Source organism: Streptomyces virginiae, assembly GCF_041432505.1.
Taxonomy (GTDB): Bacteria; Actinomycetota; Actinomycetes; order Streptomycetales; family Streptomycetaceae; genus Streptomyces; species Streptomyces virginiae_A.
In genome coordinates this window covers 2,895,056-2,919,074 of sequence record NZ_CP107871.1, presented here as the reverse complement: position 1 = coordinate 2,919,074, position 24,019 = coordinate 2,895,056, and the positions used below count along the sequence as shown (strand labels likewise).

The window sequence follows — 24,019 nt, the reverse complement described above, 5'->3', positions numbered from 1 at the left end:
GCGCGGGTCCGGGCGGAGCCCGGCGGGAGAACCGCTTGCCCCGAACGGGAGTGGAAGCGGCAGACGAGCCGGCCTGTACGCCGGGTTCTGTCGCCCGGTGACCTCGCGGTCGCCGGGGAGACGGCCATCCATCTAGGACCGGTGTTGCCACCGGCCTCGTGCGGTCTACCCGCGAACTCGGGCGAGCAGCCCTCGATCGTTCGCGCAGACCCGTCCGGGGACGGATCCTCTTGACCTTGCTCCGGGTGGGGTTTACCTAGCCGCCTGAGTCACCTCAGGCGCTGGTGGTCTCTTACACCACCGTTTCACCCTTACCGAGGGCCGAAGCCCCTGGCGGTCTGTTTTCTGTGGCACTGTCCCGCGGGTCACCCCGGGTGGCCGTTAGCCACCACCCTGCCCTGTGGAGCCCGGACGTTCCTCGGCGGGATCCTGAGACCCCGACGCGGCCGCCCGGCCGACTCGTCTGCCGTGGCGACCATGTTACCCGCGGCGACGACCGCGCCCGACCTTGCTTGACCTTGACGCAGCGGCAGGGTTTCTACTGGGGGCATGCGGATCGGAGAGATCGCCGCGGTCGTCGGGGTCACCACCCGGGCGATCCGGCACTACCACCATGTCGGGCTCCTCCCGGAACCGGAGCGGCGCCCCAACGGCTACCGGGCCTACAGCCTCCGTGACGCCGTCCTGTTGGCCCGCGTACGCCGGCTCACCGAGCTCGGGCTCGGCCTCGACGAGGTGCGGGACGTCCTCGCCGACGACGCCGGGCGCGAACTGGCCGAGGTCCTCACGGAACTCGACGCCGACCTCGCCCGGCAGGAGGCCGAGATCCAGGAGCGGCGACGCCGGCTCGCCGTGCTGCTCGCCGCCGGGCCGGGGGAGGCCGAGCCGCTCTCGCCCGGGCTCGCCGCGCTGTTGGCGAAGGCGCCGCAGACCGACTCGCCGGCCGCCGCCAAGGACCGCGAACACCTGACCCTGCTCGACGCGACGGGCGCGGGCGGCCAGGAGATCTACGCCGCGATGGGCCCGCTGGCCGCCGATCCCGCCGTGCTCGCGCTGTACGTGCGCCTCGACGAGCTCGCCGACGCGCCCGTGGACGACCCGCGGATCCCGCCCCTGGCGGCGGAGCTGGTGGCGGCCGTCCCCGACGAGGTGTTCGCCGCGATCCCCACCGACGGGGTGGTCGTGACCGGGTTCAAGGAGGCGCTGCTCGCCGAGTACGCGCCCGCGCAGGCCGAAGTCGTCCGCCTCGTCATGGAGGCGTTCATGGAGAGGGGGCGGGGATGACCCGCATACGGGCGGCACGGATCGCCGTCACCGCCGTCGTCCCGGCGGAGCTGGGGCTCGTGGTGTGTCTGGCGGCCGGGGTGCGCCTGCCCGGATGGGCGCTCGCCGTCACCGAGGTACTCCTCGTCGGCGTACTGCTGCTGGAAGCCTGGGTGCTGTACGGCCTCTACGCCGTCGAGCGGGCCCGCGGCGCGGACCGCCGGGCCGCACGCCGCGCCGCGGTCCGGGCCGTGGTCCCGACGCAGGTGCGGCGGCTGGTGCTGCACGAACTGCGCGCCGCCGCCTCGCTGGGCCGGTGGGCCGTCCGCGGCAAGCACGGGGTGCGCCCCGGGGACCTCGCCGCCGCGTACACCGGACCGCAGACGGCCATGATGTACGGGATGCTCTTCGTGTCGGTGATCGAGACCATCGGCCTGGCCCTGCTCATCCCCTGGCCGACGGTCCACCGGGTGATGCTGGTGCTGGACGTGTACGGCATCCTGCTCGTCCTCGCGCTGCACGCCGCGTGTGTGACCCGGCCGCACGTGGTCCGCCCCGACGGGTCGCTGAGGATCCGCTACGGGGCCCTGTTCGACCTGGCCGTCCCGTCGGACGCGGTGGCCTCCGTACGGGTGGACCGGCGTTACCCCGAGGGCCGACTGGTCACGCTGTCCGAGGACGGGGTGCTCGACCTGATCGTCGGCAGCCAGACCACCGTCACCCTGGAACTGAACCGGCCGCTGCGCTTCACCCGGCCGCTCGGCGCCACGGGCGAGGCCCGGACCGTCCGCTTCCACGCCGACGACCCGCGCGCGCTGGTCACCGCCCTGCGTCGGCAGCCCGCCGGAGCCTAGGCCGCGTCAGACGGGCGCGAAGAGGATCTTCGAGGTGCCCGGGTCGGCCTCCGTCAACCGGACCCGGATCCGGTCGCCCAAGGGCAGGTCGAGCGTGGTGGACCGGATGCGGCCGACCACCGCCGGGTCCTCCAGGTGGACCGTGCCCACCAGGGGCTCCCCGTCCTTGACGTCGATGACGGTGGCTTCGAAGGTCTCCCCGACGCGGTCCTTGAGCACGGCCGCCTCGACCAGGTCCACGGACTCCCGTTCGACCGTGTTCGCCAGCCGGCCGCCTTCCGCCATCTCGTCCGGGAGCGCGGGAAGGGCCTCCAACACCCACGGCGGCGGTTCCGTCCCGGCCACCGCCGCCAGGCACAACTCCCCGGTGTAGCGGTCGACGAGCCGGCGCAGCGGAGCGGTGCAGTGCGTGTACGGGGCCGCCACCGCGGAATGGATCGCCGGATCGGGGCTCTCGCCGCCGGTGAAGACCGTGTAGCCCGCGCCGCGCAGCAGGGCGGTGCACTCCTGGAGGAAGGCGGCGTGGTCGGGGCGGTGCGGGTCGAGGGAGCGCACGAGTTCGGCGTACGGCACGTGGTGCGGCCAGTCGATCCGGAGGGCCTTCGCCGTCCGCCGGAGCTTGCCGACCGCGCCGTCAGGGGCGCTGGGCAGGGTACGCAGGATGCCCGTGCCGGTGGCCAGCATCAGATCGGCCGCGGCCATGCCGGTCATCAGGGAGATCTGCGCGTTCCAGCCGTCGGCGGGCAGCGGGGCGCGGTAGGCGAGGGAGTAGGTGCCGTCGCGCTCGACGATCTCCTGCTCGGGCACGTTGAGGGAGATGCCGCCGCGTGCCTGTTCCAGGGCCTCGCGGAGCCGGCCGATGTCCTTCAGGAGGGCGAGCGGCTCCTCCGCCGTACCGGTGTCGATGGCCTTCTGGACGCCGTCGTAGTCGAGCCTGGCCCGGCTGCGGATCAGCGCACGGCGGACGTCGACGGTCTCGACCCGGCCGTCGGGGTCCAGGTCGAAGGACCACACCAGAGCCGGGCGGAGCTGATCGGGCAGCAGGCTGGCAGCGCCCTCCGAGAGGACGGCCGGGTGCAGCGGGACCTTCCCGTCGGGGAAGTACAGGGTGGTCACGCGGCGGTGGGCCTCGGCGTCGAGCGCGCCGCCCGGGGTGACGAAGGCGGCGACGTCGGCGATGGCGTACCGGACCCGGTAACCGCCGCCGGGGCGCTTCGCCAGGTGCATGGCCTGGTCGAGGTCGACCGAGTCCGGCGGGTCGATCGTGAAGAAGGGGATGTCCGTACAGTCCAGCTCCGGGAGCCGGGGGTGCGCCGCCGCCTGCTCGGCCTCGGCGAGGACCGCGGCCGGGAACGCCTCGGGCACCTCCAGCTTCGTCCGCAGTTCACGCAGCGCGGCCCGCAGAGCAGCCCCGTCTGCGCCGGTCATGTGCATCTGACGGCGTGGCATGCGTCGAGCGTAGGGGCGGGGGGCCCGGACGGCGCGGCGAGCGGGGGCGGCGGACGTCTACCCTGGCTCGGGGGCCGCACCCCCCGCGACGTCGTACCGAAGGAGAACCACCGTGCTCGTGCTGCTGCCGCCGTCCGAAGGAAAGGCCGCCGGCGGCTCCGGCGCACCCCTGAAGCCGGAGGCGCTGTCCCTGCCCGGTCTCGCTCCGGCCCGTGCGGCGGTGCTGGAGGAGCTGGTCGAGCTGTGCGCGGCGGACGAGCTGAAGGCGCGCGAGGTGCTGGGCCTGAGCGAGGGCCTGCGCGGCGAGGTCGCCAAGAACGCGGAGCTGCGTACGGCGGGGGCCCGGCCGGCGGGCGAGATCTACACGGGCGTGCTCTACGACGCGCTCGGCCTGGCCGATCTGCCGGCCGCGGCGCGGGCGTCGGCCGAGGACGCGCTGCTGGTGTTCTCGGGGCTGTGGGGCGCGGTGCGGATCACCGACCGGATCCCGTCGTACCGCTGCTCGATGGGTGTGAAGCTGCCCGCGCTGGGCGCGCTGGGGGCGTACTGGCGGGGGCCGATGGCGGAGGTCATGCCGGAGGCGGCCGGGGACGGGCTGGTGCTGGACCTGCGGTCGGCGGCGTACGGGGCCGCGTGGAAGCCGAAGGGCGAGGTGGCGGGGCGGACCGCGACCGTCCGGGTGCTGCACTCGCAGCTGGTGGACGGGGTGGAGAAGCGGTCCGTGGTGAGCCACTTCAACAAGGCGACGAAGGGTCGGCTGGTACGGGACCTGCTGACGGCGGGGGCCGCGCCGGCTTCACCCGCCGAGCTGGTCACGGCCCTGCGGGACCTGGGGTACACGGTCGAGGCCGAGGCCCCCACGAAGCCGGCGAAGGCCTGGTCCCTCGACGTGGTCGTGACCCAGATCCACCACTGACGCGCCGTACCGGGGGCTCCGCCCCCGCACCCCCCGCGCGATTCCAGCCCCGCCGGCGTTTGAGGTGCCAGGTGCGGGGCGGAGCCCCGAGTGCGGGCGGAGTCCGGGCTAGGCCGTCTCTTTCGGATCTTGTCGGTCGAGCCCGGGTCGTCCGGTGCGGTGCATCGCAAGGCGGAGGGGCGCTCGTGTACTGGACGTACTGGAGTGCCCCGACAACGCGGCGAGGTGCCGTGCCGGGCGGGCCGGGCCCGGCAAGATCCGAAAGAGACGGCCTAGTGGCCCAGGGGCCAGGCGACCGCGGCCGGGGTCAGGTTCGCGGTACCCGCGTAGGCGGCGCAGGCGTCCGTCAGGGTTTCCAGGAGGGTGAGCGGGTCCGGGAGGGTGTGCTCCATGCCGCGGATCCAGGTCACCGCCTGGTCACCGGGCAGGGCCGCCGGCGGAACCAGGACGTAGCTGCCGCGGCAGTGCCAGCGCAGGCCCGGGTGCTCGTCCATCGTCTCGGGGTGGCAGTCCAGTTCGCACGGCCACCACTCGTCCTCGTCCTCGGGGGTGCCGCGGGTGGCGGTGAAGAAGAGCATCCGGGCCTGTTCGCCGGTGCCGCCCGATTCGGCGACGGGGCCGACCTCGATCCCGGCCTCCAGCAGTCGGGCCAGGGCGGCGGTGCCGGCCTCCAGCGGGACGTCGAGGACGTCGTGGACCATGCCGGTCGCGGTGATGAAGTTGGCCTGGGGCTGGTTGCGCGCCCAGCGTTCGACCTGGGCGCGGTCGGTGGTCGACTGGGTCTGCCAGGCGAAGGAGACGGGGTGCCGTGCGGGCGTCGGACAGCCGATCCGGTCGCACGAACATCGGTAACCGGCGGGATGGGCGGCGGGGGCGAGCGGCAGGCCCGCGGCGGCGACGGCCAGGAGGAGCGCCTCGCGCTCCGCTCCGGGATCCTCGGCGGTGGGTTTCTGCCGCCGGCGCAGCCACTGGGAAATCCTGCTCTGCTCGCCGCGTTTGACGCGGCCGGACTCAGACCCCATCTATCCCCTCACCTCACCGTATCCCCGGCGGACCAACCCATCGTCCCACCATCCTGAGCCCCGGGTGACCGCTCTTGACGAGCGGGGGGTTGGAGATACGCGACCGGATACCCCTACATAACCATAGAATTCGGCCATATCTTCTCGGCCGGTCTTCGATTCCCTGCCCGCTATCGGGCGGTGACGTTGGCCACCCCGCCCAGTACCCGGTCCACGAGCGCGTCGGTGTAGGCGTGCGTCAGGGGCGCGGTGCGCATCAGCCAGCGGTAGGTGAGCGGACCCACGAGCATCTCCACCATCAGCCGCAGGTCCGTGTCCGGCGAGAGCCGGCCGGCCTCCACGGCGGTGCGCAGCCGGGCCTCGTACAGGGCGAGCTGGGGTTCGAGCAGCTGCTCGGTGAAGCGGGCGCCGAGCTCGGGGTCGGTGGCGCCGGCCGCCGTCAGGGCGCGTGCGGGGGCTTCGTACTTCTCGTCGTTGAACTCGTCGACCGTCGCCCGCAGTACCTGCTTCAGGTCGGCCGCGAGATCCCCGGTGTCGGGGAAGCCGGTCCACCCGGCCTCCGTCTCCGCGTCCCCGGCGAGGGCGAGCGAGGCGTCGAGGAGGACGGCGGCCTTCGAGGGCCACCAGCGGTAGATGGTCTGCTTGCCGACGCCCGCGCGGGCGGCGATGGCCTCGATGGTCAGCTTGTTGTAGCCGACCTCTCCGACGAGGGCGAGCGCGGCGTCGAGGATGGCGCGCCGGGAGCGGTCGCTGCGGCGGGTGGCGTCAGGGGTCTTGGGCATGGCCCGAAATTACCAAAGCGAGACGTCTCGTCTTTTTCCAGGTTTGCGTAAACCACCCAATCAGTTCACTGTGCTGTCCAGGTGGAGGAGAGACGATTCTCTCCAGCACTCGTCCCGAGTCGTGAAAGTCGTGAGGAGCCTTCTTTGCGCAGAGACGCCACACCCCGGCGCTACCTGATGTGCCCACCCGCACACTTCAAGGTCACGTACTCCATCAATCCGTGGATGGATCCCACGAAACCGGTGGACCTGCCCCTCGCACTGGCCCAGTGGGAAGACCTGAGGGACCGTTACCGCTCCCTCGGCCACATCGTCGAAACCCTCGAACCCGACCCCGCCCTGCCCGACATGGTCTTCGCGGCGAACGGGGCCCTCGTCGTCGACGGCCGGGTCCTCGGGGCCCGGTTCGCCTACCCGGAACGGACCGCCGAGGCCGAGCGGCACCTCGACTGGTTCCGCGGCAACGGCTACACGGACATCCACGAACCCTCCCACGTCAACGAGGGGGAGGGGGACTTCGCGGTCACCGAGCACTACATCCTGGCCGGCCGGGGCTTCCGCTCCAGTCCGCTCTCGCACGACGAGGCCCAGGAGTTCTTCGGCCGCCCGGTCATCGGCCTCGACCTGGTGGACCCGCGCTACTACCACCTGGACACGGCGCTCAGCGTCCTCGACGGCGACGAGATCATGTACTACCCGGAGGCCTTCTCGCCCGGCAGTCGGGGAGTGCTCAGGCGGCTGTTCCCGGACGCCCTGATCGCCGACGGCCGCGACGCGGCCGCCCTCGGCCTGAACGCGGTCTCCGACGGCCTGCACGTCCTGCTCCCGCAGGCGGCGACCGGCCTGCTGGAGCCGCTGCGGGACCGGGGGTTCGAGCCGGTCCCGATGGATCTGGGCGAGCTGCTCAAGGGCGGCGGCAGCGTGAAGTGCTGCACCCAGGAGCTGCGCCCGTAGGACCGGCCACGGCCGTGGTTGCGGCTACGGCTACGGCTGCGGTGCCGGGGGCCAGGCCTGGCCCCAGTCGGCGTCCCGGGCGGCCTTGTAGAGGTCGCCCTGGCGCTTGGTCACGTTGACCCGGGTCAGGCCACTCCCCTCGGGGCCGCACAGTTCCAGCAGGACGAGCCCCTTCCGGATCTGCGGTCTCCGCGTGATCCGGGAGGCGGCCGGCTCCGTCGGGAAGCGGGTGGCGGCGACGTAGCTGAACTTCTCGTCCTCGTAGGGGAGCGAGCCGCCCTTGATCTGGCGGTGCAGGGAGGACCGGCTCACCCGAGCCGAGAAGTGGCACCAGTCCTGGCCGACCTCGATCGGACAGGTCCCGTCGTGCGGGCACGGGGCGGCGATCCGCAGCCCGGCCTCGATCAGCTGGTCACGGGCCTCGCGGATGCGCAGGTAGCCCTCCGGCGTGCCCGGCTCGATCAGCACCACGGCCTGGCCGGCCCGCGCCGCCTCGGCGACGACGGCCGCGCGCGCCGGTGCGGTCAGTTCGCCGAGTACGTAGGACACCGTCACCAGGTCCGCCTCGGGCAGGGTCAGCCCGGAGCCGATGACCGCCCGGCGCCAGGCCGCGGCGCGGAGCGCCTCCGAGGTGGACGCCGCCGCCAGTTCCCGGCCGAGGGCCAGGGCCGGTTCCGCCCAGTCCAGCACCGTGGTCTGCCGCGGGCCGCCCCAGGTGGCGTCCACCGCCCAGGTCGCGGCGCCCGTGCCGCCGCCCACGTCCACGTGGGAGCCCGGCGCCCAGTCGGGCGCGGCCTCGGCCAGCCCGTCGAGGGCGCTCCGGACGGCCTCGAAGGTGGCGGGCATCCGGTACGCCGCGTACGCCGCCACGTCGGAGCGGTCGCGCAGTACGGGCGCGTCGGTCGGGGTCTGTCCCCGGTAGTTGGCGATGAGCCGCTCGACGGCGGCCGTGGCCTGCTTCGGGGGGAGCCCGTCGAGCAGTCCGCCGAGCGTGCGGCGGAGGGTTTCGGCGGAGGTGGGGGTGGAGGCGTTCACCTGCTGAGTTTACGGCGGGCCGGGGCCGGGGCCGTCAGGGAGGGCCCGGCCCCGGCCCCTCGGCTCAGTCCTTCGCCGGGGCGGGCGCGGGCTGGGGGTCCCGCTGCTGCCAGGGCCGGCACAGGGCCAGGAAGCAGCTCACCGAGAGCAGCGCGCACACCAGCTGCACCAGGGCCATCGGGACCGCGGTGTCCTCGCCCGCGATGCCCACCAGCGGGGAGGCGATCGCGCCGACCAGGAAGGAGGTGGTGCCGAGCAGCGCGGAGGCCGATCCGGCCGCGTGCGGGGTCCGCATCAGCGCCTGCGCGTTGGTGTTCGGCAGCACGATGCCCATCGCCGACATGAGGACGAACAGCGCGGTGGCGATGGGGGTCAGCCCGACCTCGCCGAAGACGCCCGTCGCCATCAGCAGCAGGGACACCGCGGAGACCAGGACGACCGCGAGGCCGATGGCGAGCACCTTGTCCAGGCGCACCCGGCCGACCAGCAGCTTGCCGTTGATCTGCCCGACGAGGATCAGGCCGACGGAGTTCAGGCCGAAGAGCAGGGAGAAGGTCTGGGGCGAGGCGCCGTAGATCTCCTGCACCACGAAGGGGGAGGCGGAGATGTAGGAGAAGAGGACGGCGAAGGCGAAGCCGCCGGTCAGGGTGTAGCCGGTGAAGACCCGGTCGCCGAGCAGCCCGCGCATGGTCCGCAGTGCGGAGCCGACGCCGCCGGTGTGTCGCCGCTCGGGCGGCAGGGTCTCGCCGAGGCCGCGCCAGACCATCAGGGTGAGGATCGTGCCGACGCCGGTCAGGACGACGAAGACGCCCCGCCAGTCGGCGAAGCGCAGCACCTGGCCGCCGATGAGTGGCGCGACGATCGGGGCGGCCCCGGATATGAGCATCAGCGTGGAGAAGAAGCGGGCCATCTCGTCGCCGTCGTAAAGGTCGCGCACGACGGCGCGCGCGATGACGACTCCGGCGGCCCCGGCCAGCCCTTGGAGCAGCCGGAAGGCGATCAGCAGCTCGGCGGTCGGGGCGAGGGCGCAGATCGCGGTGGCCAGGACGTAGACGACCATGCCGACGAGCAGCGGCCGGCGGCGGCCCCACTTGTCGCTCATCGGGCCGATGACGAGCTGGCCGAGGGCCATGCCGGCGAGGCAGGCGGTGAGGGTCAGCTGGATCGTCGCGGCGGGGCTGTGCAGGGCGTCGGTGACCTGCGGCAGGGCCGGCAGGTACATGTCCATGGACAGCGGGGGGAGGGCGGTGAGCCCGCCGAGTATGAAGGTGACGAGCAGGCTCGTGCGGCGTGCGCGCGTCAGGGACGCGGTGGCGGCGGTGGCGGAGGGCGATTCGGGCGACGATTCGTGCGAGGGTGCCGTCGCGGGGCCTCTCTCCGACATGCGGAACTCCAGTCTTCTCATCTGCTTTTATGCACCCCTGACCGACCCATGTTCTCAGCAATCGGAACGTCCCGGGACCGGAGCGTGCTGTGACGTACCCTGCGGCCCCATGGACGAACCTACGAAGAAGATCGCCGTGGTGACCGGCGCCGGCTCCGGGATCGGCCGCTCCGTGGCCCTGACCCTGGCCGCCGCGGGCTGGTCCGTGGCCGTGGCCGGCCGCCGGGCCGAACCGTTGGAGGAGACCGCCGCCGCGGCCGGGCCCGACGCCGACGTGCTGTGCGTGCCGGCCGACGTCAGCGACCCGAACGACGTGAATCGGCTGTTCGAGTCGGTGCGCGCCCGCTACGGGCGCCTCGACCTGCTCTTCAACAACGCCGGCACCTTCGGACCGGGCGGGGTCCCGCTGGAGGACCTCACCTACGAGGCCTGGCGCTCGGTCGTCGACGTCAACCTCACCGGCTCCTTCCTGTGCGCGCAGGCCGCCTTCCGGCAGATGAAGGCGCAGGACCCGCAGGGCGGCCGCATCATCAACAACGGCTCCATCTCGGCGCACGTGCCGCGCCCCCACTCCATCGCCTACACCGCGACCAAGCACGCGATGACCGGCCTGACCAAGTCCCTGTCGCTGGACGGGCGGCCGTACCGGATCGCCTGCGGCCAGATCGACATCGGCAACGCGGCGACCGAGATGACCGAGCGGATGCAGACCGGCATCCTCCAGGCCGACGGGCAGCTGGCCGTCGAGCCGGTGATGGACGCCGCCGACGTGGCTCGCACGGTGCTGCACATGGCGGAACTCCCGCTGGAGGCGAACGTGCAGTTCGCGACGGTGATGGCGACCTCGATGCCGTACATCGGCCGCGGCTGAGCCACCGCCGTGCCGTGCGGATCGACGCCCGAGCCGCGCCGGATCCGCTGCGGGAATGGCGTTGCCAGGCCGTGGGGACGCGGTCGATCATGACCGGATGACCGATACCGAGGTACTGCGCTACACCGCCTTCTCCCATGACCCGGACGGCGGCAACCCGGCCGGGGTCGTGCTCGACGCCACCGGTCTGGACGACCGCGCCATGCTGGAGATCGCCGCCGAGCTGGGCTACAGCGAGTCGGCCTTCCTGACCGCCCCGCCCGAGGGGTTCGGCGGTGAGGAGGGCCGGTCCTTCACCGTGCGCTACTTCAGCCCGAAGGCGGAGGTCCCCTTCTGCGGGCACGCGACCGTGGCCACGGCCGTGGCGCTCGGGGAGCGGATCGGGCCGGGGGAGCTCCTCCTCGCCACCCGGGCGGGGACCGTACCGGTGTCCGTCACCGCCGAGGGCGAGCGGCTGCGGGCCACGCTCACCAGCGTCGAGCCGCACACCGAGGAGATCGGCGCCGAGGACCTCACGGAAGCCCTGGCCGCGCTGGACTGGCCCGAGGCCGACCTGGACCCGGCAATCCCGCCCGCGATCGCCTACGCCGGGGCGCGGCACCTGGTGATCGGCGCCCGCACCCGGGGCCGGCTCGCGGACCTGGCCTACGACTTCGCCCGGCTGGAGGCCCTGATGCGGCGCCTGGACCTCACCACGGTCCAGCTGGTGCACCGGGCCGGCCCGGCGGAGTTCCACGTACGCGACCCCTTCCCGATCGGCGGGGTGGTCGAGGACCCCGCCACGGGAGCCGCCGCGGCCGCCTTCGGCGCGTACGCCCGCGAGCGCGGCCTGGTCCCGGCGGACGCCGTACTCACCCTCCACCAGGGAACGGACATGGGCCGCCCCGGCGTGCTCACCGTGGAACTGCGCGAGGGCGACCCGCGCGTCCGGGTCAGCGGCACGGGAGTACGGATTCCGTGAGCGACCCTCGATGAGGGTGCTCCGGTTCGCGGAGGCGGACCTGCCCGCGGACCTCGCACGGGAGGTCGCCGCGCTGGAGGAGAGGGCGTGGCCCGGCTCCACGCCCGGTCACGACCCGGCGCTCCACCCGAGGACGATGCTGCTCGTCGACGCGGTCGGCACGGTGACCGCCGCGCTGTCGCTGCTGTACAAGCCGATTTCGCTCGCGGACCGCACGTACCGGGCCGCCGGACTCAGCTCCGTGGTCGCCCTGCCGGAGCTGCGCGGCCGCGGTCTCGGCGGCCGGCTGGTGGCGCGGGCTCGCGCCGAACTGGCGGCGGACCCGGCCGTGGACCTGGCGCTGTTCAGCTGCGACCGGCCCCTGGCGGCCTTCTACGAGGCGGCCGGCTTCGAAGTGCTGCCCGGCACGGTCCTGGTGGGCGGGACCCCCGAGGATCCCCTGGCCACCGACGACCCCGGCTTCGACAAGGTGGTGCTCGCGGCCTTCTTCTCCGAGGACCCGGACCGGGACCGCGCCGCCTTCACGGGCGTCCGCGTCCCGCTCCACCCCGGAAACACCGACAGGCTGTGGTGACGGGCCCGAAGGCCCCGCACCACAGCCTGTCGGCTGCGCTCTCCCGGAGACGTCCGCTCAGTTGGCGGGCGTCGAGCCCGAGTCCGAGCCCGAGGCCGAGGCCGAGTCCGCGGGCCGCAGCTTCGGCGCGGCCGGCCGGCTGCGGTCGAGGAGGAACAGCGTCAGCACGGGGACCAGGTACAGCAGCCACACCGTGAGCTGGAGGACCGTGGGATCGGGCTGGAAGTTGAAGACGCCCTTGAGCAGGGTCCCGTACCAGCTGTCCGGCGGGATCGTCTCGCTGACGTCGAAGGCCTTGTCGCCCAGGCCGCCCAGGAAGCGGGCCTCCTGGAGGTCGTGGACCCCGTACGCGAGCACGCCCGCGGCCACGATCACCAGCATGGCGCCGGTCCACCGGAAGAACTTCGCCAGATTGATCTTCAGGGTGCCCCGGTAGAAGAGGTAGCCCAGCGCGATCGCCGTGGCGATGCCCAGCAGCACCCCGATCAGCGGCGCCGAGGAACCCTCGCCGCTGGCCCGTACCGACGCCCACACGAACAGCGCCGTCTCCAGGCCCTCCCGGCCGACGGCCAGGAACGCGGTGGCGACCAGCGCCCCGGTGCCCATCGCCAGCGCCGTGTCGAGCTTGCCGTGCAGATCGGCCTTCAGATGCCGCGCGGTGCGCTTCATCCAGAAGACCATCCACGTCACCAGACCCACCGAGATGATCGACAGGGTGCCGCCGAGCAGCTCCTGCGCCTCGAAGGTCAGCTCCTGGGTGCCGAATTCGAGCATCGCGCCGAAGGCGAGGGAGATCCCGCAGGCGATCGCGATGCCCAGCCACACGGGACGCAGGGCGTCCCGGCGGTCGGTCTTCACCAGGTAGGCGACGAGGATGCAGACGACCAGACTGGCCTCCAGCCCCTCGCGCAGGCCGATCAGATAGTTGCCGAACACGGCGGTGGTTCCTCTCCGGCGGGGACTACGCGAACAGCGTCCGGCCCCACCAGTCGTCCTTGTCACGGACGCCCGGCGGGACGGCGAAGACGGCCGAACCCACGTGCTGGATGTATTCGTTGAGGACGTCGGACTTGGCCAGGTTGCGCTGGATCGGGATGAAGCCCTTGCGTATGTCGCGCTGGTAGGCGAGGAAGAACAGGCCCGCGTCCAGGCGGCCCAAGCCGTCCGTGCCGTCCGTGAAGGAGTAGCCGCGGCGCAGGATCGTCGCACCGTTGTTGGTGTCCGGGTGCGCGAGGCGCACGTGCGCCTCCGGCTTCATCGCCTTCAGGAACGGCTCGTCGCGTTCCTTGGACTTGCCGACCGGGGCACCCTCGCCCTTGTCGCGGCCGAAGATGTCCTCCTGCTCCTGGAGCGGGGTGCGGTCCCAGGTCTCGATGTTCATCCGGATCCGGCGCGCCACCAGGTACGAGCCGCCGGTCAGCCAGTCGCTGCCGTCGCCCGCGCCGACCCACACGTGCTTGTCCAGGGCGGCCTTGTCGGTGCCGGAGATGTTCCGGGTGCCGTCCTTGAAGCCCATCATGTTGCGCGGGGTCTGCTCGTCGGGGGTGGTCGACGAGGTCTTGCCGAAGCCGAGCTGCGACCAGCGCATCGCGGTGCGGCCGAAGCCGATGCGGGCCAGCTGGCGGATCGCGTGCACGGCGACCTGCGGGTCGTCGGCGCAGGCCTGGACGCAGAGGTCGCCGCCGGAGCGCGCCGGGTCCAGGTTGTCGCCGGGGAACAGCTCCAGATCCACCAGCGCCTCGGGACGCTTGCCCTCCAGCCCGAACCGGTCCTTGGCGAACAGGCCCGGCCCGAAGCCGATGGTCAGGGTGAGCCGGGAGGCCTTCAGGCCCAGCGCCTCGCCGGTGTCGTCCGGCGGGGCCTCCGGGAGGCCGCCGAAACCGCCCTCACCGACCGGCAGTCCGGCCGTCATCAGCCGGGCCGCCACCGTCCACTCCTTGAGGAGCTTGATCAGTTCCTCGCGGTCCTTCGTCTTCACGTCGAAGGCCGCGAAGTGCAGGCGGTCCTGCACGGCGCTCGCGATACCGGCCTGGTGCTCGCCGTGGAAGGGCACGGAGGCCCCGGCGGCCGCCGCCGACACCATGTCCGGGCCGCCGCCGAAGGCCGTCATCGCACCGCCGGCGGCGGCGGCGCCGAGCGCGAACCCGGCCCCGCCCCAGCCCAGCACCGCACGCCGCGAAGGCGCCGCGGCGGAGGTCGCCGCCGTACCGTCGCCGTTCTGCTGAGACTGCTCGGGCTGCTGAGCAGCCGAGTCCGACTCGGTCATCGTCTCTCCCGCCTGCTTCCGTCTCCGCCGGTTACTTGGTGACCGCTGCGGCGAGCTTGGAGAGCGGCTCGGCGAGCGCGTTCACGCCGTCCGAGAGCTCCTTGCGCTCCGGCTCGCCGACCTTGTCGTACGAGGTGAACTCGTAGGTGGTCTGGTCGGCGCGGTACTTGTCCAGCAGGGTGTTCAGGGCCGCGAACTGGGTGTCGAGCTGCTTGACCAGCTCCGGGTCGTTCTTCGCGGCGATCGGCTTGAGGAGCTCGTACGCCTTCTGCGCGCCCTCGACGTTGGCCTTGAAGTCGACCAGGTCGGTGTGCGAGTAGCGCTCCTCCTCACCGGTGACCTTGCCGGTGGCGACCTCGTCGAGGAGCTCCTTGGCACCGTTGGCGATCGAGGTCGGGGTGATCTCCGCCTGGCCGACCTTCTTCTGCCAGTCGGTGAGGTCCGCGATCAGGGTGTCGGCGAGCTGCTTCTCGCGGTCGCCGATCTTGTTGTCGACCCACAGGGCCTTCTCCAGGCGGTGCCAGCCCGTCCAGTCCTTCTCCAGGTCCTGGCCGGCCTCCAGGCCGTCCTCGCGGACGTCGACCTTCGGGTCGATGTCGCCGAAGGACTCGGCGACCGGCTCGGTGCGCTCCCAGCCGATGCGCGAGCCGGCGTAGAGCTTCTTCGCGCCCTCGACGTCGCCGGCCTTGACCGCGGCCGCGAAGGCCGTCGCCTTGGGGAGGGTCTCCTCGGCCTGCTGCACCACGTACGCGCGGTAGGCGGCGACCGCGGCGTCCGCCTCGGGGCTGCGCTTCTCCTCGGCGCCGCCCTTGCCGGTGGCCTTGACCTTCTGCTTGATGCCGTCGCCCTTCATGCCGGGCTTGCAGACGATCTCGTAGTCGCCCGCCTTGATCTCGGCGGTGATGGAGGCCTTGGTGCCGGGGCCGATGTTCTCGCGCTCGGTCACGATGCGGGCGTCCGGGAAGAGGACGTAGACCTCGGTGACCTTGGAGCCCTTGTTCTCGACGTCGATCTGCACCTTGCCGGACGGGAACTCCGTCTTCGACACCTCGCAGGCGCTGTCGGACGCCGCCACCTTGATCGCGTCGCTGCCGCCCGCGTCGCTCTTCTGGGAGCAGCCGGTGACGGCGGTCAGTGCGGCCGCCACGGAGGCGGCGGCGATGACGGTGAGGCGAGCGGGGCGCATATGAGGGCTCCTGGCGTCGGACGAAGGGGCCGTCCCGAGGAGGGAGAGGCCGATGAGGCGGACCTAACTTAACCGAGGCTTACCTCACCCATACCCCCTCGTACCGTGATTCAGCTCACTGCTTTCGGCCACGGACACGGCCCTGTCACGGGCCCTCCACGACAGCCCCATGGCACGGTCAAGCGACGGTCAAGCCCGGACGGGGACGACCAGCGGGGCCCCGGTGCGGGGGTGCGGGAGCACCTCCACCGGCTGCCGGTAGACCCGGCTCAACAGCTCGCCCTCGAACACCTCGGCCGGCGGGCCGTCAGCGGCGATCCGCCCGTCGTGCAGGACGGCGGCCCGGTCCGCGTAGGCGGCGGCGAGCCCCAGGTCGTGCAGGACGACGACGACCGCGTCCCCGGCCGCGGCCCGCTCCCGGCAGATGCGCAGCACGAGCTCCTGGTGGCGCAGGTCGAGGGCGGCGGTCGGTTCGTCGAGCAGCAGCAGCGGGGCCCGCTGGGCCAGTACGCGGGCCAGCGCGACCCGGGCCCGCTCGCCGCCGGAGAGAGCGGAGAAGGGGCGCGCGGCGAAGTCCGTGACCTCGGTGGCGGCCATGGCGACGGCCACCGCCTCCTCGTCGGCCTCGGCGAGGGGGGTGCCGGCCCAGGGCGCGCGACCCATCCGTACGACGTCCTCCACCGGGAAGGGGAAGGACAGTGCGGCCGACTGGGGGAGTACGGAGCGACGCAACGCGAGCTCCGGGGCGCTCCAGTCGGCCACCGGGCGGCCGTCGATCCGGATCACCCCGGAGGCGGCGGGCAGATCGGCGGCGAGAGCGCCCAGCAGCGTGGACTTGCCCGCGCCGTTGGGGCCGACCAGGGCCAGCACCTCGCCGGCCCGGGCGGTCAGGTCGATCCCGGCCAGGACCTCGCGCTGCCCGAGCCGCAGGTGCAGGTCCACGGCCTCGGCGACGGCGTCGCCCGGGGCGGGGCGGGGCGGGACGGTCCGGCGACCACGGGCGAGCAGCCCGGTCAGCGTGCGGGGTGTCCTGCCGGGTGTCCTGCCGGTCGGGCTGCCGGTCGGGCTGTCGGTGGTTCTGCCGGTCGGGCTGCCGGTCGGGCTGTCGGTGGTTCTGCCTGTCGGGCTGCTCGGCGGGTTGCCCGTCGGGTTGCTCGGTGGCTTGCTGGTCACGCCCAACCTCCTTGCTTGCGGCGGGTGCGGCGCAGCAGCCAGAAGAAGAAGGGGCTGCCGAGCAGGGCGGTCAGTACACCGAGCGGCAGCTCGGCGGGCTGGGCGATGGTCCGGGCGGCCAGGTCGCCCGCGACCAGGACGACGGCGCCGGCCAAGGCGCTGCCGGGGACCAGGAAGCGGTGACCGGGGCCGTTGGCCATGCGCAGCAGGTGCGGGACGAGCAGGCCGATGAAGGTGATGACACCGGCCACGGCGACGGCGGCGGCGGTGAGCAGCGCGACGACCAGGATGAGGGAGAGGCGCAGCCGCTCGACGTCGATGCCGAGGTGGCGGGCCGGGCGTTCGCCGAGGGAGAGCAGGTCGAGCCGGCGGGAGTAGAGGGGGGCGATCAGCAGGCCGGCGACGGCGCACGGCAGGACGGCGAGGACCTTGGGCCAGGTGGCCTGGGCGAGGGAGCCGAGCTGCCAGAAGGTGATCTGGTTGACCTGTCCGCTGTCCGCGAAGAAGACGAACAGGCCGATGAGGGCGCCGGCGAAGGCGTTGACGGCGATGCCGGTGAGGATGAGGGTGACGACCTCCGTCCGTCCGCCGTTGCGGGAGAGGAGGTAGACCGAGCTGACGGTGATCAGGCCCGCGACGAACGCGCAGACGGTGATGGTCCAGTTGCCGAAGAAGCTGAGGCCGAGGCCGATGGCTGCGACCGCGCCGACGGCGGCGCCGGCCGAGATGCCGATGACGCCGGGCTCGGCGAGGGGGTTGCCGAAGACGCCCTGCATGAGCGCGCCCGCGCAGCCCAGGCCGGCGCCGACGAGCAGGGCGAGCACGACGCGGGGGAGGCGGACGTTCCACAGCACGCTCTCGCCGACCCGGTCGAGGGGGGCGCCGCCGAGACCGAGGTGGTGCTGGACGGAGGCGAGGACATCGCCGAGGGGGATGTCGTAGGCGCCGGTTCCCGCGGAGACGAGGGCGAGGAGGGCGAGGACGGCGACGAGGGCGGCGGTGAGCAGGGCGGGGCGGCGGGTGCCGGTGCCGGTGCCGTTGCGGGGCTTTGTGGCGGGGGCGGTTCCGCCGGGGCCGGGTGCGCGCCGGGGCGTCTCCTCGGGCGCCGAACGTGACGCGGGGTCGGAACGTCGGGCGGCAGTGCGTTCGGCGCCCTGCGGGGATCGCCCCGACACGCCCCCGGCCCCGTCGGAACCGTGCGGGGAGTGCGGGGGCTGCGCCGGGCCATTTCCGGTTCTGTCCGCGGTCCCTGCGGGTTCCGTCGACACGCTCCCGGCCCCGTCGGAACCGTGCGGGGACTGCGCCGGGCCATTTCCGGTTCTGTCCGCGGTCCCTGCGGGTTCCGTCGACACGCCTCCGGCTCCGTCGGTGCCGGGCAGGTCCTGGTCGTGGAGGGCCACCTCAGGCGCCCTTCCCGTAGAGCTGGGTGACCAGGGAGGAGAGGACCTGGTCGGTGCGGGGGCCGTAGTTGAGGAGGACGCCGTCGTCGATCGTGACCACGCGGCGGTCCATGCCGGCCGGGGTCTGGGCGACGCCCGGGATCTTGACCAGGCCGTCGATGCCGCCGACCGATTCGAGGCCCTTGGACATGACCAGGATCGCGTCGGGGGCGGCGGCCGCCAAGGCCTCGCTGGTGATCGGTGTGAAGTCCTTGCCGAGGCCGGACTCCTTGCCGGTGTCGACCGCGCCGGCCGCTTCGAGGAGCGAGGCCGCTCCGGAGTCCGAGCCGCCCAACAGGTAGACGGAGGCGGTGCCGCGGAGGTAGAGGAAGGCCACCCGGGGCTGCTCGGCCGTGGCGGCGGGAACGTTTCGGCGGGCGGCGGCGATCCGGTCCGCGGTGCGCTGGTTCAGCTGCGTGCCGGCCTCCTTGACGCCGAGGGCGGCGGCCACGGCGTCGATCCGCTTCGGGACGTCGTCCAGTCCCTTGGCGGGGGCGATGACCAGGAGGGGTACGCCGGCGTCGCGGATCTGCTGGATCGCTTCTCCCGGGCCGCTGGTGGTCTCCGCGATGACGAGGGTGGGGCGCAGGGACAGGACGCTCTCCGCGGAGACGTCGTGTCCACGTGTCACCACCGGCAGCTGGGCGGCCTGTTCGAAGGTGGCCGTGATGTCCCGGGCGACGACCTGCTTGCCGAGGCCCAGCGTGTGGACGATCTCGTTGAGGCTGCCGCTGAGGGGGACGACCCGGTCCGCGGACGTGATCGTGACCTGGGTGCCGTCGACCGAGGGCACGGTGACCGGCAGGGCGGGCTGTGGCGTCGGGAGCGGTTCCAGTCGGTCCGGGACCGCGGCTGCGCTCGGGGCGGATGAGCCCGGGTTGGTGGCCGTACCTCCGCAAGCCGTCAGCGCGAGTGCCAGTGCTGCCACGGCAACTGCGAGACGGGGAAAGCGGGTTGACGCGGCGGGCGTAGGCACGAAGGCACCGTCCTGATCGTCCGACTGAGGTTCTGGAGACCGGGGGGTGTTCATCCGGCCGTGCTTAGCTTAGGTTAGCCTAACCTTGCTCGCTAGACCTTAGGAGGGGGCATTCATGCCCACGAGACCCGTCCGTACGTTCGCCGTCGCCCTGTTGGCGGCCCTGCTGGGTGCGCTGCTCCCGGCGACCGCCGCTCAGGCCGGCACCGTACAGGGGGGTCGACTCGACTGGGGCATCAAATCGTCTTTCCAGAGTTATGTCACGGGTCCGGTGGCAAAAGGTGGTTTCAAGCTGAAGAGTGGCGCGGCCACCGTGGGTGGCAGTCTCTTCCGCTTCCATTCCGCGGCCGGATCCTACGACCCCGACTCCGGCGCCTTCGAGGCCTCCTACTCGGGCGGGGTGACCTTCCAGGGCCACCAGAAGCCCGACGGTGTCTACGAACTGGACATGACGATCAGTCGCCCGACCGTCAAGATCTCCGGCGGCAAGGGCACCCTGTACGTCGACGTCTCCAGCAAGGCCAAGGACAGCGGCGCGGTCACCGACCAGTCGCAGGTCGCCTTCGCCTCGCTCGGCGTCGGCGGCATCAACATGAAGGGCGGCGCGAGCCCGCTGTCCCTCACGAACCTCCCGGCCACCCTCACCGCGGAAGGTGCCAAGGCCTTCGCCGGCTACTACGGCGCCGGCACCCAGCTCGACCCCGTCTCGCTCTCCGCCGACGTCAAGACCACCCCGGCCGCCGAGCCCGCGCCGTCGGCCACGACCGCGCAGCCGAGCGCCACCGCGCAGACCTCGCAGGCGCCGGGAGCCTTCGCCGACGCCGCCGTCGACTGGGGGGTGCGCCGCACCTTCCGTGAGTACGTCACCGGTTCGGTCGGCCAGGGCAGGTGGACCCTCGCCGAGGGCGCCCAGGACGGCGGCGCACTCTTCCGCTTCCCGCAGGGCAAGGGCTCGTTCGACGGCGCGAAGGGCACGCTTGACGCGGCCTTCGCCGGTACGGTCCGGTTCACCGGCGCCCACCTGGACCTCACCCTCGGCAAGATGAGCGTGAAGGTGGAGAACGGCAAGGGCGTCCTGTCCGCGGACGTCACCACCGGCGGTCAGACGAAGAACGCCGTCCCGCTCGTGGAGTTCGACGCCAAGGCCCTGAAGACCGAGGGCAAGCTGGCGACCCTGACCGAAGTCCCGGCCATCCTCACCGAGGGCGGCTCCCAAGCCTTCAACTCCATGTACAAGGCCGGCACCGAGATGGACCCCGTCTCGCTCGCCGTCGCCCTGGACGCCACCGCCCAACTGCCCGCCCTGCCCGACCTGGGCTCGACGGCCTCGCCCGCCCCCGCGTCCGCGTCGCCGTCCGCCGAGCCCGCTCCCGCCGTCGCCGCGAAGGCCACGGAGTCCTCGAACACCGGGCTCTTCGTCGCCCTCGCCGTGGCCGTCCTGCTCCTGGCCGGCGGTGGCACCTTCCTGGTGGTGCGCAAGCGTCGTACGGCGGCCGCCTCGCCGACGCCGACCGACACGCCCCGGTAGGAAACCTCCTCCTCCTCTCCCCTTCCCCCTGTTCCTCCAGGAGTGCCCAGCCATGTCGTCCATCCGACGCCCGATCTCCCTCGCGGCCGCGGTCCTGACCGCCGCGGCGCTCGGCGCCACCGCCTTCGCCCTGCCCGCCACCGCCGCGGGCGGCCCGCCCACCGAACCGATGAAGATCACCGGCGGCACCCTCGACTGGGGCGTGCTCGCGAGCTACCGCGCCTATGTGACCGGCATGGCCAAGGGCACCATCACCGTCGCGGACGGGGCCAAGCAGAACGAGGACGGCACCCTGCGCTTCGTCGAGCCGACCGGTGCGTACGAGCCGGCCAACGGGCACGTGGTGAAGGCGGCCTTCAGGGGCAGCGTCACCTTCTCCTCGCCCGCCCCGCCGACCGGCCACGGCTTCGAGGTCAAGCTCTCGGACATCCGTATCGACACCGGGACCAAGAAGCTCACCGCGGACGTCACCAAGGGCGGCACGACCACCCAGGACGTGCCCATGGCCACCGTGGCCTTCACCGGCCGGTCGATGACCAACCTGGCGACCACGCTCACCCAGGAGGCCGCGGACGCGCTCGGTTCGGCGGGCTACAAGGACAAGCCGGGCGACCCGCTCAACGCCAAGCTGGAGTTCGAGACCCCGGCCCCCGAGCCGACCCCGTCCACCACCACCAAGAACCCGACTCCTCCGGCCGACGACACGCAGAAGGTGCTCAGCGGCAAGCTGACGTGGGGCGTGAAGGAGTCCTTCCGCAAGTACGTGCTGAGCGCGGGCTCGATCACCCCGGCCGGCGGTGCCGCCAAGAACGGCGACACCTTCGACTTCGCCTTCGGCAAGGGCGACCTGGACGTCAAGAAGCAGAAGCTGAACGCCTCCTTCCAGGGCAGCCTCCGCTTCCAGTACGCGGCCCACGGCATCGACATGACCTTCGGCAACCCGCGCGTCGAGGCGACCGGCAAGACCGGCACCCTCTACGTGGACGTCACGAACGGCTCCGGCGCCAAGACCGGCCTCCGCTTCGCCACGCTCGACCTGTCGAAGACCGACTACAAGACCAAGAACGGCCTCCTGGCCCTGAACGCGGTCCCGGCGGCCTTCACCGCCGAGGGCGCGGCCGCCTTCGCCAGCGACACCATGGGCTCCATGTACAAGGCGGGCGACCCGATGGACCCGCTCAGCTTCGCCGTGGCGGTGGACAAGGACGTCGTCCTCCCGCCCACGACGGGCGGGTCGACGGGTGGCACGACAGGTGGCACGACGGGTGGCACGACGGGTGGGTCGAACGGCGGCACCACGGGCGGTACGACCGGCAGCACCATCGGCGGCACCGGCGGTACGGGAGGCACCGTCGGCGGCGGCTCCTCCTCCGTCGGCGGCAACCTCGCCGACACCGGCGCCGAGATCCCGGCCGGGGCCCTGCTCACCACCTCCGGCGTGGTGATCGTGGCCGGCGCGGGCGCCGTGTACCTCGCGCGCAGGCGCCGTACGACCCAGGTCTGAGCCGTGCTTGAATTCCCGCGTGAACGATCTCGACGTGTTGAAGGTCTTCTGCGCGGGTGACGGCCGCTTCGGCAACCTGCTCGGTGTCGTACGCGACGGCCGGACCTGCCCCGACGATGCGTCGCGGCAGGCCCTGGCCGCCGAACTCGGCTACAGCGAGACGGTGTTCGTCGACGACCCCGAGCGCGGGGTCGTCGACATCCGCACCCCCGGCACACGGATGTCCTTCGCGGGACACCCGCTGGTCGGGGTCGCGTGGTTGCTGGACATCGAGGAGCTCCAGCCGCCCGTCGGATCCGTATGGTCGCGTGACGACGGGGAGTTCACCTGGATCACGGCCCGGCCCGAGTGGGTCGAGGGCAAGCGCACCGAGCAGTACGGATCCGTCGCCGAGGTCGAGGCGCTGCCCACCCCGCCGCCCGGCGAGGGCTGGTTGTACGCCTGGGCCTGGGAGGACGAGGCCGCGGGCCGCGTGCGCGCCCGGGGCTTTCCGCGCCGCCCCGACGGGGTCATCGCCGAGGACGAGGCCACCGGCTCGGCGGCGATCCTGCTGACGGCCCAGCTGAACCGCGCCCTGAACATCACCCAGGGCGCCGGCTCCCAGATCCTCACCGCCCCCGGCCCGGACGGCACCGTGGAGATCGGCGGCCGCGTCCGCTTCGCCCCGACCCGGGACACCCCCTAGGGGGAATGAGTACGCGGGCGCTGATCCGGGCCCAGGTCGCCGCGGTGCAATGGCGTCATGACGAAGAACCCCGTGAGCGGCCGGCCCGACGAGCGACAGCGGTGGCTGCCGGTGGCGGTGCTCTTCACCGTGCCGGCCCCGGCGGCCGTGTGGTGCGGCCGGGCGACCTCCTACCTGCCCGGCTCCCGCCGGGATTCGTCTTCCTCTACGCCGTCCCACTGGCGATGGTCGCCTTCACCTGGATCCCGCCCCGGACCGACGCGCAGCGCAGGCGACGCCTCGCGCTGGGCGGCACCGGCTGCCTCCTGGCCTTCCTCTATCCCCACGCGCTCCTCGTCGGCATCCTCGTGCTCTGGGCGTCGACCGCCGGCTGACACGAGGCGCGAGGCCCCGGATTTTTACCGACAAGACGTCGGGAACTCATTGACTTAGGCATGCCTAAGTAGGAGGATCGGGCGTGGCGGCATTGCCGTCACGCCTGTTTCCTCTTCCTGGAGGTCCGCCTTGGACGCCTTCTCTACGGTCATCCGCGTCGCCTCGCACGAGCAGCACACCGAGGCCGAGACGTCGACCTTCATGAGCGACCTGCTGGGTGGACGACTCGGAGTGGACGCCTACACGCGCTACACCGAGCAGCTGTGGTTCGTGTACCGGGCCCTGGAGGACGCGGCCGAATCCCTCAAGGACGATCCGGTGGCCGGCCCGTTCATCCGGCCCGAGCTCATGCGCGTCGCCGAGATCGAGCGCGACCTCACCCACCTGCTGGGTCCGGATTGGCGCGAGAGCGTGACGGCCCTGCCCGCGACGCGCGCGTACGCCGACCGGGTGGCCCGGTGCGCCGCCGAGTGGCCGGGCGGGTACGTCGCCCACCACTACACCCGCTACCTCGGCGACCTGTCCGGCGGCCAGATCATCCGCGACAAGGCCGAGCGCACGTGGGGCTTCGAGCGCAAGGGCGACGGCGTCCGCTTCTACGTCTTCTCGGACATCTCCAACCCGGCCGCCTTCAAGCGGAGCTACCGCGAGCTGCTGGACGCCATCGCCGCGGACGACCTGGAGAAGCAGCGCATCATCGACGAGTGCAAGCGTGCCTTCGACTTCAACGGCGCGGTCTTCCGCGAACTGGGCGAGCAGTTCCCGCTCAGCGCGTAGCCCCTCCGGGGAAGCCCGCGGAAACCACGGAACCACGGAAACAGG

23 protein-coding genes and 1 other RNA gene are annotated in these 24,019 nt (G+C 72.5%); 12 read left to right on the top strand and 12 right to left on the bottom strand.

The window, feature by feature from the left end:
- Positions 1 to 60: 60 nt before the first annotated feature.
- Positions 61 to 462, bottom strand: an RNA gene (gene rnpB, locus OG624_RS13615) — RNase P RNA component class A.
- An 87-nt stretch (positions 463 to 549) separates the two neighbouring features.
- Between rnpB and OG624_RS13610 the strand changes: the two genes are divergently transcribed.
- Both OG624_RS13610 and OG624_RS13605 read left to right on the top strand, forming a co-directional pair.
- Complete coding sequence (locus OG624_RS13610; protein WP_266357554.1) at positions 550 to 1,284, top strand: MerR family transcriptional regulator; 735 nt, start codon at positions 550 to 552, stop codon at positions 1,282 to 1,284.
- The gene (locus tag OG624_RS13605) at positions 1,281 to 2,117 is read left to right on the top strand and encodes a hypothetical protein (protein ID WP_266357556.1); all 837 of its coding nucleotides are present in this window, start codon (positions 1,281 to 1,283) and stop codon (positions 2,115 to 2,117) included. The genes OG624_RS13610 and OG624_RS13605 overlap by 4 nt, the downstream gene beginning before the upstream one ends.
- 6 nt (positions 2,118 to 2,123) lie before the next feature.
- On the opposite strand, the gene OG624_RS13600 is transcribed toward OG624_RS13605, so the two are convergent.
- A complete protein-coding gene (locus OG624_RS13600; RefSeq protein ID WP_033226657.1) occupies positions 2,124 to 3,566 on the bottom strand; it encodes an RNB domain-containing ribonuclease in 1,443 nt (480 codons plus the stop codon).
- Between the two features lie 112 nt (positions 3,567 to 3,678).
- On the opposite strand from OG624_RS13600, the gene yaaA reads away from it, so the two are divergent.
- Entirely contained in the window at positions 3,679 to 4,482 is an 804-nt protein-coding gene (yaaA, locus tag OG624_RS13595; RefSeq protein ID WP_161295302.1) for a peroxide stress protein YaaA, read from the top strand.
- 272 nt (positions 4,483 to 4,754) lie between these two features.
- Here the strand turns inward: yaaA and OG624_RS13590 are convergent, their stop codons facing one another.
- On the bottom strand, positions 4,755 to 5,504 hold the full coding sequence (locus OG624_RS13590; RefSeq protein WP_033226659.1) for a bifunctional DNA primase/polymerase: 750 nt from the start codon (positions 5,502 to 5,504) through the stop codon (positions 4,755 to 4,757).
- Positions 5,505 to 5,674: 170 nt separating this feature from the next.
- On the bottom strand, positions 5,675 to 6,286 hold the full coding sequence (locus OG624_RS13585) for a TetR/AcrR family transcriptional regulator (RefSeq protein ID WP_371639453.1): 612 nt from the start codon (positions 6,284 to 6,286) through the stop codon (positions 5,675 to 5,677).
- An 81-nt stretch (positions 6,287 to 6,367) separates the two neighbouring features.
- Between OG624_RS13585 and ddaH the strand changes: the two genes are divergently transcribed.
- Positions 6,368 to 7,240 carry a dimethylargininase gene (gene ddaH / locus OG624_RS13580; RefSeq protein WP_371592743.1) on the top strand — a complete coding sequence of 291 codons (873 nt, stop codon included), beginning with the start codon at positions 6,368 to 6,370 and terminating at the stop codon, positions 7,238 to 7,240.
- Between the two features lie 30 nt (positions 7,241 to 7,270).
- Here the strand turns inward: ddaH and OG624_RS13575 are convergent, their stop codons facing one another.
- Together OG624_RS13575 and OG624_RS13570 are read right to left on the bottom strand one after the other, a co-directional pair.
- Positions 7,271 to 8,275 carry a small ribosomal subunit Rsm22 family protein gene (locus OG624_RS13575; protein WP_371587672.1) on the bottom strand — a complete coding sequence of 335 codons (1,005 nt, stop codon included), beginning with the start codon at positions 8,273 to 8,275 and terminating at the stop codon, positions 7,271 to 7,273.
- 64 nt (positions 8,276 to 8,339) lie between these two features.
- A complete protein-coding gene (locus tag OG624_RS13570) occupies positions 8,340 to 9,659 on the bottom strand; it encodes a Bcr/CflA family multidrug efflux MFS transporter (protein ID WP_161295311.1) in 1,320 nt (439 codons plus the stop codon).
- A gap of 109 nt (positions 9,660 to 9,768) precedes the next feature.
- Between OG624_RS13570 and OG624_RS13565 the strand changes: the two genes are divergently transcribed.
- The 3 genes from OG624_RS13565 (at position 9,769) to OG624_RS13555 (ending at position 12,065) form a co-directional block, all read left to right on the top strand.
- Positions 9,769 to 10,530, top strand: coding sequence for an SDR family oxidoreductase (locus tag OG624_RS13565; protein ID WP_371639451.1), 762 nt, complete (start codon positions 9,769 to 9,771; stop codon positions 10,528 to 10,530).
- A gap of 97 nt (positions 10,531 to 10,627) precedes the next feature.
- Positions 10,628 to 11,491: a PhzF family phenazine biosynthesis protein gene (locus OG624_RS13560; RefSeq protein WP_371587670.1), complete on the top strand. Its 864-nt coding sequence runs from the start codon at positions 10,628 to 10,630 to the stop codon at positions 11,489 to 11,491.
- Between the two features lie 10 nt (positions 11,492 to 11,501).
- Positions 11,502 to 12,065, top strand: a complete 564-nt coding sequence (locus tag OG624_RS13555) for a GNAT family N-acetyltransferase (protein ID WP_033226666.1) — start codon at positions 11,502 to 11,504, stop codon at positions 12,063 to 12,065.
- Between the two features lie 57 nt (positions 12,066 to 12,122).
- On the opposite strand, the gene efeU is transcribed toward OG624_RS13555, so the two are convergent.
- The 6 genes from efeU to OG624_RS13525 all read right to left on the bottom strand — a co-directional run bounded on the left by efeU (position 12,123) and on the right by OG624_RS13525 (position 19,105).
- Positions 12,123 to 13,001, bottom strand: a complete 879-nt coding sequence (gene efeU, locus OG624_RS13550) for an iron uptake transporter permease EfeU (RefSeq protein ID WP_371587669.1) — start codon at positions 12,999 to 13,001, stop codon at positions 12,123 to 12,125.
- A 25-nt stretch (positions 13,002 to 13,026) separates the two neighbouring features.
- Positions 13,027 to 14,331, bottom strand: a complete 1,305-nt coding sequence (gene efeB / locus OG624_RS13545) for an iron uptake transporter deferrochelatase/peroxidase subunit (RefSeq protein ID WP_033226668.1) — start codon at positions 14,329 to 14,331, stop codon at positions 13,027 to 13,029.
- A gap of 31 nt (positions 14,332 to 14,362) precedes the next feature.
- The gene (gene efeO, locus OG624_RS13540; RefSeq protein WP_371639450.1) at positions 14,363 to 15,517 is read right to left on the bottom strand and encodes an iron uptake system protein EfeO; all 1,155 of its coding nucleotides are present in this window, start codon (positions 15,515 to 15,517) and stop codon (positions 14,363 to 14,365) included.
- Positions 15,518 to 15,706: 189 nt separating this feature from the next.
- Entirely contained in the window at positions 15,707 to 16,534 is an 828-nt protein-coding gene (locus OG624_RS13535; RefSeq protein ID WP_033226692.1) for a heme ABC transporter ATP-binding protein, read from the bottom strand.
- Between the two features lie 152 nt (positions 16,535 to 16,686).
- Positions 16,687 to 17,697 (bottom strand): FecCD family ABC transporter permease, encoded by a 1,011-nt coding sequence (locus OG624_RS13530; RefSeq protein WP_051764004.1) that lies wholly within the window; start codon positions 17,695 to 17,697, stop codon positions 16,687 to 16,689.
- A 394-nt stretch (positions 17,698 to 18,091) separates the two neighbouring features.
- Positions 18,092 to 19,105, bottom strand: coding sequence for a heme/hemin ABC transporter substrate-binding protein (locus OG624_RS13525; protein WP_033226672.1), 1,014 nt, complete (start codon positions 19,103 to 19,105; stop codon positions 18,092 to 18,094).
- Positions 19,106 to 19,220: 115 nt separating this feature from the next.
- On the opposite strand from OG624_RS13525, the gene OG624_RS13520 reads away from it, so the two are divergent.
- From OG624_RS13520 to OG624_RS13500, 5 genes are all read left to right on the top strand, one after another.
- A complete protein-coding gene (locus tag OG624_RS13520; protein ID WP_033226674.1) occupies positions 19,221 to 20,633 on the top strand; it encodes an HtaA domain-containing protein in 1,413 nt (470 codons plus the stop codon).
- Positions 20,634 to 20,685: 52 nt separating this feature from the next.
- Complete coding sequence (locus OG624_RS13515) at positions 20,686 to 22,137, top strand: HtaA domain-containing protein (protein WP_033226676.1); 1,452 nt, start codon at positions 20,686 to 20,688, stop codon at positions 22,135 to 22,137.
- 19 nt (positions 22,138 to 22,156) lie between these two features.
- Positions 22,157 to 22,822, top strand: a complete 666-nt coding sequence (locus tag OG624_RS13510; protein WP_033226677.1) for a PhzF family phenazine biosynthesis protein — start codon at positions 22,157 to 22,159, stop codon at positions 22,820 to 22,822.
- Between the two features lie 5 nt (positions 22,823 to 22,827).
- Positions 22,828 to 23,196 carry a hypothetical protein gene (locus OG624_RS13505; RefSeq protein WP_158711990.1) on the top strand — a complete coding sequence of 123 codons (369 nt, stop codon included), beginning with the start codon at positions 22,828 to 22,830 and terminating at the stop codon, positions 23,194 to 23,196.
- 130 nt (positions 23,197 to 23,326) lie between these two features.
- Positions 23,327 to 23,974: a biliverdin-producing heme oxygenase gene (locus OG624_RS13500; protein WP_033226679.1), complete on the top strand. Its 648-nt coding sequence runs from the start codon at positions 23,327 to 23,329 to the stop codon at positions 23,972 to 23,974.
- The last annotated feature ends 45 nt before the right edge of the window (positions 23,975 to 24,019 follow it).

Excerpts from the sequence above, each read along its gene's own strand:
- OG624_RS13610 (WP_266357554.1), top strand. The coding sequence starts at position 550 with ATGCGGATCGGAGAGATCGCCGCGGTCGTCGGGGTCACCACCCGGGCG.
- OG624_RS13605 (WP_266357556.1), top strand. The coding sequence starts at position 1,281 with ATGACCCGCATACGGGCGGCACGGATCGCCGTCACCGCCGTCGTCCCG.
- OG624_RS13600 (WP_033226657.1), bottom strand. The coding sequence starts at position 3,566 with ATGCCACGCCGTCAGATGCACATGACCGGCGCAGACGGGGCTGCTCTG.
- OG624_RS13590 (WP_033226659.1), bottom strand. The coding sequence starts at position 5,504 with ATGGGGTCTGAGTCCGGCCGCGTCAAACGCGGCGAGCAGAGCAGGATT.
- OG624_RS13585 (WP_371639453.1), bottom strand. The coding sequence starts at position 6,286 with ATGCCCAAGACCCCTGACGCCACCCGCCGCAGCGACCGCTCCCGGCGC.
- OG624_RS13570 (WP_161295311.1), bottom strand. The coding sequence starts at position 9,659 with ATGTCGGAGAGAGGCCCCGCGACGGCACCCTCGCACGAATCGTCGCCC.
- OG624_RS13565 (WP_371639451.1), top strand. The coding sequence starts at position 9,769 with ATGGACGAACCTACGAAGAAGATCGCCGTGGTGACCGGCGCCGGCTCC.
- OG624_RS13560 (WP_371587670.1), top strand. The coding sequence starts at position 10,628 with ATGACCGATACCGAGGTACTGCGCTACACCGCCTTCTCCCATGACCCG.
- OG624_RS13555 (WP_033226666.1), top strand. The coding sequence starts at position 11,502 with ATGAGGGTGCTCCGGTTCGCGGAGGCGGACCTGCCCGCGGACCTCGCA.
- efeB (WP_033226668.1), bottom strand. The coding sequence starts at position 14,331 with ATGACCGAGTCGGACTCGGCTGCTCAGCAGCCCGAGCAGTCTCAGCAG.
- efeO (WP_371639450.1), bottom strand. The coding sequence starts at position 15,517 with ATGCGCCCCGCTCGCCTCACCGTCATCGCCGCCGCCTCCGTGGCGGCC.
- OG624_RS13520 (WP_033226674.1), top strand. The coding sequence starts at position 19,221 with ATGCCCACGAGACCCGTCCGTACGTTCGCCGTCGCCCTGTTGGCGGCC.
- OG624_RS13515 (WP_033226676.1), top strand. The coding sequence starts at position 20,686 with ATGTCGTCCATCCGACGCCCGATCTCCCTCGCGGCCGCGGTCCTGACC.
- OG624_RS13505 (WP_158711990.1), top strand. The coding sequence starts at position 22,828 with ATGAGTACGCGGGCGCTGATCCGGGCCCAGGTCGCCGCGGTGCAATGG.